The sequence below is a fragment of the Leisingera sp. ABM4_060 genome, assembly GCF_056158765.1.
The window spans coordinates 181,364-193,601 of sequence record NZ_JBSWTX010000001.1 but is presented as its reverse complement, the minus strand read 5'-3'; the positions used below and the strand labels follow the sequence as shown (position 1 = coordinate 193,601).

General features: G+C 65.1%; 12 protein-coding genes. 2 read left to right on the top strand and 10 right to left on the bottom strand.

Features of this window, described 5'->3' with window-relative positions:
- Positions 1-25 precede the first annotated feature (25 nt).
- The 10 genes from ACXAEH_RS00825 to ACXAEH_RS00780 all read right to left on the bottom strand — a co-directional run bounded on the left by ACXAEH_RS00825 (position 26) and on the right by ACXAEH_RS00780 (position 9,992).
- Positions 26-655, bottom strand: a complete 630-nt coding sequence (locus ACXAEH_RS00825) for an RNA ligase family protein (RefSeq protein WP_475030601.1) — start codon at positions 653-655, stop codon at positions 26-28.
- 135 nt (positions 656-790) lie between these two features.
- Positions 791-1,939 (bottom strand): alpha-D-ribose 1-methylphosphonate 5-triphosphate diphosphatase, encoded by a 1,149-nt coding sequence (locus ACXAEH_RS00820; protein WP_475030600.1) that lies wholly within the window; start codon positions 1,937-1,939, stop codon positions 791-793.
- Entirely contained in the window at positions 1,936-2,712 is a 777-nt protein-coding gene (locus tag ACXAEH_RS00815) for an alpha/beta fold hydrolase (protein WP_475030599.1), read from the bottom strand. Before ACXAEH_RS00815 ends, ACXAEH_RS00820 begins: the two co-directional genes overlap by 4 nt.
- A 38-nt stretch (positions 2,713-2,750) precedes the next feature.
- The gene (locus tag ACXAEH_RS00810; RefSeq protein ID WP_475030598.1) at positions 2,751-3,623 is read right to left on the bottom strand and encodes a DMT family transporter; all 873 of its coding nucleotides are present in this window, start codon (positions 3,621-3,623) and stop codon (positions 2,751-2,753) included.
- A 159-nt stretch (positions 3,624-3,782) separates the two neighbouring features.
- Complete coding sequence (locus tag ACXAEH_RS00805) at positions 3,783-5,108, bottom strand: alpha/beta hydrolase (RefSeq protein WP_475030597.1); 1,326 nt, start codon at positions 5,106-5,108, stop codon at positions 3,783-3,785.
- 77 nt (positions 5,109-5,185) lie between these two features.
- Positions 5,186-5,725 carry a GNAT family N-acetyltransferase gene (locus ACXAEH_RS00800; protein WP_475030596.1) on the bottom strand — a complete coding sequence of 180 codons (540 nt, stop codon included), beginning with the start codon at positions 5,723-5,725 and terminating at the stop codon, positions 5,186-5,188.
- A gap of 218 nt (positions 5,726-5,943) precedes the next feature.
- Complete coding sequence (groL, locus tag ACXAEH_RS00795) at positions 5,944-7,596, bottom strand: chaperonin GroEL (protein WP_475030595.1); 1,653 nt, start codon at positions 7,594-7,596, stop codon at positions 5,944-5,946.
- A gap of 66 nt (positions 7,597-7,662) precedes the next feature.
- A complete protein-coding gene (gene groES, locus ACXAEH_RS00790) occupies positions 7,663-7,950 on the bottom strand; it encodes a co-chaperone GroES (RefSeq protein WP_475030594.1) in 288 nt (95 codons plus the stop codon).
- Between the two features lie 192 nt (positions 7,951-8,142).
- Positions 8,143-9,144, bottom strand: coding sequence for an isopenicillin N synthase family dioxygenase (locus ACXAEH_RS00785; RefSeq protein ID WP_475030593.1), 1,002 nt, complete (start codon positions 9,142-9,144; stop codon positions 8,143-8,145).
- Between the two features lie 176 nt (positions 9,145-9,320).
- Positions 9,321-9,992, bottom strand: a complete 672-nt coding sequence (locus tag ACXAEH_RS00780; RefSeq protein WP_475030592.1) for a DUF2161 domain-containing phosphodiesterase — start codon at positions 9,990-9,992, stop codon at positions 9,321-9,323.
- Between the two features lie 164 nt (positions 9,993-10,156).
- On the opposite strand from ACXAEH_RS00780, the gene ACXAEH_RS00775 reads away from it, so the two are divergent.
- Positions 10,157-11,140, top strand: a complete 984-nt coding sequence (locus ACXAEH_RS00775; protein ID WP_475030591.1) for a TraB/GumN family protein — start codon at positions 10,157-10,159, stop codon at positions 11,138-11,140.
- Between the two features lie 41 nt (positions 11,141-11,181).
- Positions 11,182-12,162 (top strand): TraB/GumN family protein, encoded by a 981-nt coding sequence (locus tag ACXAEH_RS00770; RefSeq protein WP_475030590.1) that lies wholly within the window; start codon positions 11,182-11,184, stop codon positions 12,160-12,162.
- Positions 12,163-12,238: the final 76 nt, after the last annotated feature.

Here is a 12,238-nt window from a genome sequence, read left to right as displayed (position 1 = left end):
AACCAGAAAGAAGCAGCAGGCGGCGTCAGGCGAGGGTGTTTTTGATGATCTCCGCGTTCATCCAATGCACCTCTGTCTGCACGTGATCCGCGCGGACGTATTTGGCCAGCAGCCTCTGCATGTCTGCCTCGCCAAACTCTCTGGCAGCGCGGACCACAAACCCTTCCTGCGTTTCAAGGTCCAGCGCGGCAATGGTCTGCTGCAGCACCTGTTCAGAGGGCGCTCCGCGGTACAGCACCGGCACGCTGGCAATCCCCAGTTCACCGAACCGGGCCAGCGTCTCCTCCCAGGGCTGGATCACGCCATCAATGATCCAGGCAAACCCCAGGAAATAGCTCGGCAGTGCTGCATATACGATGGCATGGCGGGCAAACAGGTATTCGCCCGCAATCCGCTCACCCTCGGCCAGGGCCGGAGAAATTCCCGCGGCACAGGCTTTCATCCAGCCGCGCGACGGATGATACTGCGCATCCGGGCTGCACGGATGGCAGCCGCCCGGGTGAATGGAGGTGTTTTCCCCATCCATCTTTTCGGTGATCACCACCTCAGGCTCAGCCAGCAGAGCGGCGGTATCCGGCAGGATCTTATCGTCACTGGCAGCACCGGGAGAGTGCGGCAGGTGAAAGGTGCGGCCGTATTTCCGGGTCCTTTCCATCGCTTTGCAAAGGTCTGAATTCAATCGCCCTGACCCTAGCCAGCCCCGCCCGTTGCTGCAAGGCAGCCCGGTGAAAGCGGCCCCGCCGGTTTCACGCGCCGCAAGGAGGGCCTTTTGGCCTGACGCGCGGCGCAGCTACCCCAGGAACCTGGAGGCAACCGCCCCGGACATATAGCTGACCCGGCCGCCGGACAGTGTCGCCGCGACCCTTTGGCTCTCCTTGTCCAGCACCACGATATCCGCCCGCTTGCCTGCCTCCAGCCGCCCGCGATCGGTCAGGCCCAGGACCTGTGCCGGGCCGTCCGAGACCAGCCGCCAGGCGCCCGCCATGTCCATGAGGCCGGAGCGTTCCAGCATCAGCGCAGCACGGCGTGGGCTGGGGTAGTGGTAGTCAGAGGCCAGCGCGTCGCACAGCCCCATAGCGATCAGCTCCACGGCGGAGGCATTGCCCTTGTGCGAGCCGCCCCGCACCACATTGGGCGAGCCGAGGATGATGTGGTCGCCTGCCGCCCGTGCCGCCTCTGCCGCTTCCAGAGTCTCGGGAAACTCGGAGATCCGGGCGCCGCGTTCACGCCAGATGGCGCGGTCCTCAGACGTGTGGTCGTCATGGCTGCCCAGCCGCACTCCCAGGGCCGCCAGCTCCGCACAGAGCATCCCTGCTGCTGCGGCCACGTCATCCCGGCGCGCATGCATGTCCTTCAGCATCTGCCAATGCACCTCCGGGTTGCGGCCCGCCTTCAGCGCCTGGCCGGTCAGCCGCGGCGGCTTCTTGCCCTCAGCCAGCCTCTCATGCGGCAGGTGGTCGTTGAACACCACATAAGGAACCCCCCACTCCGCCACCTTGGCGGCCAGCCCGGCATAATCCTCCAGCATGTGGATCTCGAACCGCAGCTGCGGCAGCAGATCGGTGACCAGGCCCGCGCGCACCGCCTGGATGCCCTCGAACACCTGGCCCGCAAACTCCGGCCCGCGCAAACCCCCTTCCCAGGAATAGAACTGCGCCAGCACCGCCGTGGTGATGCCATTGGCGGCCAGCTCCGCCTCCGCCGCCACGATGCCCTCGCCCATCTGCTTCATCGCGCCGCGGCGCGGCGCCAGGTGGCGCTCGAAGCCGTCGCCATGCAGATCCACGATTCCCGGCAGCACCAGATAGCCCGACAGATCCACAACACGGCCCGCAGGCGCATCCGCCACCAGACCATCCGCAATGGCAATCCCGCCGCCGCGCTCCAGCCCGCCAGGGCGCAGTACATCGCCGCCCTGCAAGGTCAGTTCCAGCGTCATTTCCCTGCTCCCCCGCAGCCGCCGTTCAGCTGGCAGGCCTCTGTGATAATCTCTTCCACCGCTGCCAGCCAGGTCAGCGACGGCTCAAACCGCCCCTCCTCCAGGAAATGCAGCGCCTGCGCCATCACCTGCGGGCTGTTCATCATGTAAGTATGGGTGACCGGCAGCGTCAGATGCGCCGCCATGCCCTCAACACGGGTGCTGCCGACCGAGACCTTGCCGTCATCCGCCCCGGGGATGAGGTTCGAGAACACCGGGTTCAGCGTCTCGCTGCCGGCAATCACCCCCAGCTCGAAATCCACCGGCGGCAGGCGTTTCGGCAGGCTGTCCGGCCCGGTGCCCAGCTGCAGCCCGGCAGGCCCGTTCAGATAGCCGAACACCTCCCAGTCCCCCAGCTTGTCCACCAATTCGCTGCCCTGGTTGGGCGGCCCCATCATCACCACCCGTCCCAGATTGCGCGGCTGGCTGTCCTGCAGCCAGTAGCGCAGCAATATGCCGCCCATCGAATGGGTCACCACATGGGCGGTCTGGGTCCCGCAAGCGGCAAAAGCCCCGGGCAGCACGCTTTCTGCCAGAGCCTCCACCGGTTCCTCGGTGGAGGGATAGCCGGGCCGCACCACGGTGTATTGCCGCGATTGCAGCACTTCTTCCATCACCGCAAAAGACGCCTCAGAGCGCGCCAGCCCATGCAGCAGGATCACGCACTCAGCCGCCGCAGGCAGCGGCAGCAGTGCTGCGGCACTCAGGATCAAGGATTTCAAACCAATACGCATGGCCCCCAGATAAGCGCAAACCCAGGGCGGGAAAAGCCCTACTGCGCCGTCTTCGGCCGCACCGCGGGCGCCCGCAGCACCACCAGCGCGATGCCGCCCAGCACCGCCGCGGTGCCAAAGACCAGCCGCAGCCCGATGGGTTCACCCAGCAGCGCAGCCCCCGCCAGGATGGCGATCACCGGCACGCTCAGCTGCACCGTGGCAGCAACCGCAGGCAGCAACTGCGGCAGCACCCGGTACCACAGCGCATAGCCCAGCCCCGAGGTGACCGCCCCCGACAGCACCGCCAGAAACACGCCGTACAGGCTCACCACCGTGCCGCCCCCCGCCACCAGCAGCACCGGCAGCATCATCACGCTGGACCAGGCAAAATTCACCGCCGTCGCTGCCAGCGGCTGCCGCGCGCCGCGCCCCAGCAGGCTGTAGATCCCCCAGCCCAGGCCGCTCAAGGCCATCAGCAGCGACGCCGCCAGCGGCACCCCCGCCCCCTCCTGCGGCCAGACCGCATAGGCCAGCCCGCCAAAGGCCAAAACGGCCCCCGCCACCTGCAGCCCGGCCGCCGGGGCGCCCTTTACAGTGCCCCACAGGAACATGGAAATCTGCACCACCCCGAACAGCACCAGCGCGCCAAGGCCCGCATCCAGATCCTGGTAGGCCAGGGTGAACCCCGCCATATAAAGCGTCAGCGCCGCCCCGCCCCACAGCGAAGACGGCCGCAGCAGCCGCTCAGCCGTCCAGGTCTGCAGCCCCCGCAGCCGGCACAGAACCGCCAGCATCAGCGCGCCCGACACCAGCCGCCACAGGCCAAAACCGGTGGCATCCATATAGCCGCCGCCAATCGCCTCCCGCCCGAGGATCGAATTGGCAGCAAAGGCAATCATTGTGAAAGAGACAAGACAGAACAGGCGCATGACATGCCAGCTACATTGCCCGGCCCGGCCAGGCCAGTGGTTTCTGCCCCCCGGGCACCGCAATCGGCCATGCTTCTTTCTGGTGATAAATACTCAAACTTCCAAGGCCCGCAGGCACCGCCGCCGCCAAAAGCCGGGCGCCGCCCGCCCAGCACGGCCTCAGCGCCGCTCCGGCACAAAGTCCAGATCCAGATCCGGCAGCCGCTCCAGCGGGTAGTCCGGGTGCAAGGTCCAGATGTTGTCCTGATCCAGCGCCAGCGGCCGCAGGGTGCCGCCGGGAAAGGCGCGGGTACGCAGCGCCAGCGCAATATCCGACATCGCCCCGGGATTGTCGCGGAAATAGGAATGCCCGGCCCCGCCCGCGCCCTCGACCCGGATGAAATGCACCAGCCCCACCTTTTTCAGCGAGGCCAGCTCGCCAGGCGCAAAATCCTCTGCCTCCAGCCGCCCGAAGCGCGCCTCCTGGGTCAGGATCGAGGCAAAGGCCAGCGCCTGGTCCTCCGGGTTGATATAGACATTGACCTGCTCGAAGGCGGCAAAGACGCGCTCGCTGATCAGCCGCTGCCGCACGATGCCCACATCCAGATCCGGCGCCGCCAGGATCAGCGTGCCGGTCTTCAGCGCCACCTTGGGCCGCACGCCCCGCCCGCGCTCGCGGATCACCAGCTCGCGCAGGGCAGCGGCCGCCACATCTGCGCCGCGCGAATGCGCCACGATGTCGATATCCTCGACCTCCGGCACCGAGGCCAGCAGATCCAGCGTCTCCTTCAGATGAAACACCGAGAACTCCCCCGCCTCCCGGTCGCGGAAATACTTGAACACTCCGGGATTGCCCGCAGGCCAGGAAAACGCCATCGGCACGGACCGCCGCCCGGCGTAATGCCAGATATTGGCCAGCGTCGTCAGCGCCTCCTCGAAATCATTGTTGAACCCATGCACAAACAGCAGGATGCGCCCGCTGCCCGCCCGCCGCACCTCTGCCGCGATCGCCTTGCGGAAGGCGGCAGCATGGGCGGCGTATTCCCGCTCCGCCTGCGTTTCGGTCACCACCCGCCCCAGCCGCCGCTCCGCCGTCAGCGGCGTCTTGGCAAAGCGGATGCTGTCGCGAAACCCCGCCACCTTCAGCCGCGGCAGCCGCCCGGCGCCATCGGCATGGGTCAGCGCCACCAGCTCCGGCCAGTCCTGCACCCCGGCAAACTGCACCTCGGCGGCGCCAAAGGCCATCGAATCCGACCGCTCCGCCAGATAGGTGACCGACCCGTCCCCGTTCAGCCGCTGCGAGCGGTTGGTCACATAAAGCAGCCGCGGCGCCACCGTGCGCTGTGCCTGCGGCACCTCCTCGGCCTGATAATTGCGCCCGGTCGCATAGAGGTTCGGCGGCTTCGCCAGCCGGTCCACCGGCGACACTGCACAGCCGGCAACAGCCAGGCCAGCCATCAGGGCAAACAGCAGACGGGCCAGCATCCGCCCTGCCAGTACCGCCATCTGCCGGACCCTCCCTGTCGCGCCTATTCCTCAACAGCTAATGCGCCGGCTTTGGCCCCGCCAATGAACTCTTCGTGTCAGCCGCCGCCGGAAAACGCCCGCGGATAGATCAGGTCTTCCTCCGGCACGTCATCGCCAGGTGCCGCCAGCATCGTATACCCGGCAGGGTAAGGCGTCTTCAAGCGCGCAGCCCGGGACCCGAAGAATCCGCATTTTTCATAGAACTCCGGCTGCCCCAGAACAACAATTGCCGGAACCAGATCCAAACCGGGAATCTCAGCAGCCAAGGCCAGCTCGGAAACCAGCCTCTGCCCCACCCGCCAGGGGCCTTTGCCCTGCCCGGGCGGCGTCAGCGCACCGCGCTGGAATTCTGGCAGAACGGCCACCGGCGCCAAACAAAGCCAGCCTGCGGGTGCCGCCATCCGCGACAGCGCCGCATAGCCCGCAATCCGTCCCTGCCACGGCTTCACCATCTCGCAAACCATATCTCCATCGCGGCGCAGCGCATGCACCAGGCGCACCTCATCCTCACCGCCGAAGGCTGCCCGCAGCAGCATATCAACCTCGCCTGCATCCTCCGGCTTCGTATCCCTGCTGAAGTCCGGCCCAACAACCATTTACTGGCTCCTGCATTTTCATCTTTCCAAAAATACTCCCGCCGGAGGCAGGCCCGCAAGGCGGGCCACCCTTGCCGGAAAACAAAAAAGGGGCCGCCTTGATAGGCAGCCCCGAATCTTGCAGTCATTAGCGGTGGGCTTCCGGCAGATTGGCCTGTCCCGATACTGGTCCGGGCCAATCGCCTGCCGCCCATCACAAATCCCGTTGGGATTTGTGATTACATCATGCCGCCCATGCCGCCCATGCCGCCCATGTCGGGCATGCCGCCGCCGGCGCCTGCGCCTTCTTTGGCGGGCTTGTCAGCAACCATGGCTTCGGTGGTGATCAGCAGGCCTGCAACCGATGCCGCGTCTTCCAGAGCGGTGCGGGTCACTTTCGCCGGGTCGATCACGCCGAAGGAGAACATGTCGCCATATTCTTCGGTCTGCGCGTTGAAGCCGAATGCGCTGTCGGTGCTTTCGCGGACTTTGCCCGCAACCACGGCGCCGTCGACACCTGCGTTTTCAGCAATCTGGCGCAGCGGCGCTTCGATGGCTTTCTTGACGATGGTGATACCGGCGTTCTGGTCGGCGTTGGCGCCTTCCAGGCCTTCCAGCGCCTTGCCGGCCTGGACCAGAGCCACACCGCCGCCGACGATCACGCCTTCCTGCACAGCTGCGCGGGTGGCGTTCAGAGCATCGTCCACACGGTCCTTGCGCTCTTTCACTTCCACTTCGGTCATGCCGCCGACGCGGATCACGGCAACACCGCCTGCCAGTTTGGCAACGCGTTCCTGCAGCTTCTCACGGTCGTAGTCGGAAGAGGTTTCTTCGATCTGGGTGCGGATCTGAGCCACGCGCGCTTCGATCTCGGCCTTCTCGCCGGCACCGTCGACGATGGTGGTTTCGTCTTTGGTGATTTCGATCTTCTTGGCGGTGCCCAGCATGTCCATGGTGACGGACTCGAGCTTCATGCCCAGATCTTCGGAGATCACCTGGCCGCCGGTCAGGATCGCGATGTCCTGCAGCATGGCCTTGCGGCGGTCGCCGAAGCCCGGTGCCTTGACGGCTGCGATTTTCAGGCCGCCGCGCAGTTTGTTGACAACCAGGGTCGCCAGCGCTTCGCCTTCAACGTCTTCGGCGATGATCAGCAGCGGCTTCTGCGACTGAATCACCTGCTCCAGCAGCGGCACCATCGGCTGCAGCGAGGACAGTTTCTTTTCGTGCAGCAGGATCATGCAGTCTTCCAGATCTGCAATCATCTTGTCCGGGTTGGTCACGAAGTAGGGCGACAGGTAGCCGCGGTCGAACTGCATGCCTTCGACAACGTCGGTCTCGGTGTCGAGGCCTTTGTTCTCCTCAACGGTGATGACGCCTTCGTTGCCGACTTTCTGCATCGCGTCTGCGATCTGCTGGCCGATTTCGGCTTCGCCGTTGGCAGAGATGGTGCCAACCTGCGCAACCTCAGCGGAGTTTTTCACTTCGCGGGCCATGTCTTTGATGCCTTCGACGACTTTGGCGGTTGCCAGGTCGATGCCGCGCTTCAGGTCCATCGGGTTCAGGCCCGCTGCAACCTGCTTCAGGCCTTCTTTGACGATCGCCTGCGCCAGAACGGTGGCGGTGGTGGTGCCGTCGCCGGCTTCGTCGTTGGTGCGGGAAGCAACTTCCTTCACCATCTGGGCGCCCATGTTCTCGAACTTGTCTTCCAGTTCGATTTCCTTGGCAACCGACACACCGTCCTTGGTGATGCGCGGCGCGCCAAAGGATTTGTCCAGAACCACGTTGCGGCCTTTCGGGCCCAGGGTCACTTTGACAGCATCAGCCAGCACGTTCACGCCGGCCAGCATGCGGTTGCGCGCGTCAGTGGTAAATTTGACGTCCTTAGCAGCCATTTTTCACTCTCCTAGAGAAATTCTGTAATTGTCAGCGAGTTAGGGGATCAGAGAAGCCTTAAGGGCTTACTCGATGATGCCCATGATGTCGCTTTCCTTCATCATCAGCAGCTCTTCGCCGTCGACGGACACTTCGGTGCCGGACCATTTGCCGAACAGGATCTTGTCGCCGGCTTTCACAGCCATTGCGATCAGCTCGCCGCTGTCCTTGCGGGCGCCTTCACCGGTTGCGACGACCTGGCCTTCGCTCGGCTTTTCCTTGGCGGAATTGGGGATGATCAGGCCGCCAGCGGTTTTTTCTTCGCTTTCGGTGCGGCGCACCAGCACACGGTCATGAAGCGGTTTCAATGCCATCTTTGCAGCTCCTTAAAGGCTCAAAGGTTGTTATCTCGTTCCACCCCCGCTCCCTGGCAGGGGCCGTTATCACTCACACCCGGCGAGTGATAACGAGGGGAAGCTAGGAATGCCCCGCGGCCTTGTCAACAGGGGAATCGGCAAAAAATGAGGGGCGCCGCAGCGCCCCCTGTTTTTCCTTGATTTAGCGGCTCAGGCCGCCTTGCCGTTCAGGTGCGGAAAGCTGTCCTTGAAACGCCCGAACTTATGCGTGCCGCAGGTCACCGGCGCATAGCGGGCCGGGTTTTCCGCGCTGACGCAGCTCTCCAGCGGCTGGAACACCGCATCCGCATCAGCGTCGATGAAGAAGGGAATCGAATACCGCTCCCGGCCCGAGGCATTCACCACCCGGTGCAGGTTCGCCAGATAGAGATCATTGGTCAGCCTTTGAATCAAATCGCCGATATTGATCACAAAAGTGCCCTCGATCGGCGGCCCCTGGATCCAGGCGCCGTCACGGTTCATCACCTGCAACCCGCCCACATCGTCCTGCGCCAGGATGGTCAGGCTGCCGTAATCCGTATGGGCGCCGATGCCCATCACGCTCTCGTCGATCTGCCCTTCCTGCGGCGGGTAGTGCAGCAGCCGCTGGATGGTGATCGGGTCCTGCATCCTGGGCGCAAAGAAATCCGCCTCCAGATCCAGGCTGACCGCAATCGCCCGCATCAGCCGCTGCGCCAGGCCCTTCATCTCCTCATGGTAGCCATAGACCGCCTGCTGGAATTGCGGCCGCGCCGCGGGCCACAGGTTGGGGCCAAAGAACGGCGCGTCGCCCGACGGGCACTCCGGCCCGATGTCGAAACACTCCTTCAGATCCTTGGTCTTCTTCGGATCGGTGTTTTCGCCAAAGATCTCGATATAGCCGCGCAAGGCCATCCCGGACTTGGAGATATGCAGGTCCATCTTGTCCTGCAGCGGCAGGTCGAAGAACGCCCGGGTCTCGTCAAAGGCGCCGTTCACCACCGCCTCCGGCACCCCGTGGTTCTTGACGTAAAAGAACCCAGCGTTTGTCAGCGCCCAGCGGATTTCCTTGGCCACCTCAAACAGGCTGCCGCCCGTGTTCAGCGCGCTGATGTCGATCACCGGGATCTTGTCGAAGCTGACCCGCTGCGCCCGCAGGCGGTCCTGCAGCCGGTCGATGTCCTGAGTTGCCATTGCTGTCTCCCCTCGTGCAAAGCTGGCGCAGTCATCGGCGCAGGCCGGGCTTTGCTCAACAGGGAAAAAATGCGTCTGACGTGAGGTGAATTAATCCGAACCCTTCAGCAAAACCTAAAAACAAGACAAACACGGAAAGGTACACATTAGCACATCAATGGCGCACCTGCGGGAGATCAGTCCTCTTCCCAGCTTCCGGCCCAATGCACCAGGCCTGCGCGGCCCGCATCAGTCAGCTGGTAGATGCCGGTCTCCACCCGCTCGAACCAGCCATAATGGTTCCTGCCCATCAGCTGGGTGGCCCGCGCCACGCCGGTGGCCTTGGCCACCTCCGCCCCCTTGCAGGCCCCTGCCCCGGCCAGATGCGCGGCGCAGGCCAAGGCATCCTGGCGGTAGGCGGTGACGATCCCGTGCCTTGTGGCGCCGCCCGCGTTGGGGTCGCCGCGCAAGGCCTGGAACTCCCGCAGCAGCCGTGCCTGCTTTTTCTTCGACTTGCGCGGCGCATATGGCCCGGGGTCGCAATGCACCTCGGCGCGGCCGTCCCCGCGTACAGTGATCAGCCCCAGCCCCAGCCGCCGGCACATCGCCAGATTGTCCTTCAGCATCCGCCGCGCCTGCCTGCCGCCGGGCCGCGGCACCGCGATATAGACGTGATCGGTGACTGCCAGCCGCGCGACCGCCTGATGAAACAGCGACAGCGAAAACTTCAGCTTCAGCTCGACAATCACCGGCGCCTCATCGCCGCGGACCGCCACCACATCGGCAGCCCCCACCTCGCCCTTGACGCCATAGCCCTGCGCTTCCAGCAGCGCTTTGACGGGCGGGTAAAGCTGATCTTCGCGGTCCATGCCCAATCCCTCGCAGGATCCGCCGCCAAAGGCAACTCTGCCGCAAACCGCCACGCGCGTCCAAAAACCGCCCGCCTCACAAGGTTTTACATTGCCGCCCCCCGGCCGCGGACCTAGGTTCATAAGTCCAGGCCACAGTTCCGCAACCGGGGAAAGGGCACGTGATGAAACGGATAGCACTGGCGCTTGCCCTCACCCTGCAGGCCACGGCCGGCTTTGCCGCCTGCCGCGGCCTCGACTACCGCGCGCATCTGCCCGCCGCAACCGAGGCCCGGCTGGAGCGCGAGATGGCCGCCACCCCGTTTTCCCGCGGCAACCACTGGGTCGCCACCAAGGGCGGCCGCACCATCCATGTGATCGGCACCATGCACGGCGGCGACGCCCGCATGGCCAAGGTGATGCGCACCCTGCGCCCGGCTCTGGCCTCGGCGCAGGCAATCTACCTGGAAACCTCGCAGGCGGACATGGAGCGGCTGGACGAGATGCCGCCGTCGCTGGCCCGCAGCTTTCTGCTGCCCAAGGGCCAGGAACTGCGCCACCTGCTGGGCCAGGAGGCCTGGCAGCGGTTCGAACTGACTGCCCGGATCAGCGGCGCCAACCTGGACCGGGTGAACCGGATGCAGCCCTGGGCGATCTCGATGTTCCTGGTGCAAAGCGGCTGCCGCCCCTACGGCTTTGGCCTGCGCCGCGGCCTCGATGACCGGATCGCCGATTTCGCCCGCCGCAAGCGCATCCCGCTCGGCGCGCTGGAAACTCCGGAACAGGCGCTGGCAGCAGTGGCCGGCCTGCCGCTGCGCGACCAGACCCGGATGCTGGAGCTTGAACTGGAGCTGATCCAGTCCAGCAGGCCCGAGGACGCCACCCCGGTCGAGGCCTATTTCGATCAAAGCGTCTGGAGCGCCTTTGTCCTCGCCCCCTGGGTCAGCGCCCAGTACAGCAGCTTTTCCAGCGCCGAGACCGAACGGCTGTGGCGCCAGTACAACCGCCGCCTGCTGGACCTGCGCAACAGCCGCTGGATGCCGGTGATCCTGAACGCCGGGCAGGACCGGATCGTGATCGCCGTCGGCGCGGCCCATCTGCCCGGCAAGAACGGCGTCCTGAACCTGCTGCAGGCCCGGGGCTTCACCCTGAACCGCGCCCCGTGGTAGACAGGGGCCTGACTGTTTATTCGTTTCAGGACCTTTCCTTCATGCGCCTTTTCCTTTCCGCAGTTTTCCTGCTGCTGCCCGCCGCGCTCTGGGCCGCCTGCACCGGCACCGATCAAAGGCATGCGCTGCCCGCCGAAGAACGCACCAAAATCGAAGCCCAGGTTGCCGCCACGCCGTTTTCCGAAGGCAATCACTGGATCGCCCGGCGCGGCAGCCGCACCCTGCATGTGATCGGCACCATGCACATCAGCGACCCCCGCCTGGACGCCATCGCAACCGCCCTGGCGCCGCTGATTGCCAAGGCCGACCTGCTGCTGCTGGAAGGCACCAGGCAAGAAGAGGCAGAGATGCTGGCCGCCATCGGCCGCGACCCCTCGCTGACCCTGATCACCGAAGGCCCCAGCCTGATCGACCGGCTGCCGCAGCAGGAATGGGAAAACCTGGCCGAAAAGGCCCGCGCCAACGGTGTGGCCCCCTGGATGGCCGCCAAGATGCGGCCCTGGTTCCTGGCCGTCTCGATGGCGGTGCCGCCCTGCCTGCGCGCCTTGCCGGACAGCACCAACGGGCTCGACAAACGGCTGGAGCAGGCCGCAGAGGACGCCGGCACCGAAACCCGGGCGCTCGAAGGCCCGATGACCCTGTTTGAGGTGTTCAACAGCGAACCGCTGGAGGAACAAGTCCGCCAGCTGCGCGCCTATCTGGCGCTGCTCGGCGGCGAACAGGACGCCTTCTTCACCATGGTCGAGGCCTATTTCGACGAGCAGTCGCAGACCTATTTCACCATCTACGAACAGGACTTTCTGCAATCGGATATTCTTCCAGCCGGGGAAACCCGCCGGATCTGGCAGGACTCGATGCGCGCCATGCTGGACAACCGCAACCTGGCCTGGATCCCGGTGATCGAAGCGGCACGGGGCGATCTCATCGTGGTCGCGGCCGGCGCGCTGCACCTGCCCGGCGAAAACGGCGTGCTGAACCTCTTGCAGCAGCAGGGCTACAGCCTGGAACGCGCCCCCTTCTGAACACAACGCCGCATTGCAGAAATTGCAGAAGCTGCGGGGTGACAAGCCCGCCCGCCAGCCCTATAAGGCGCGCAAT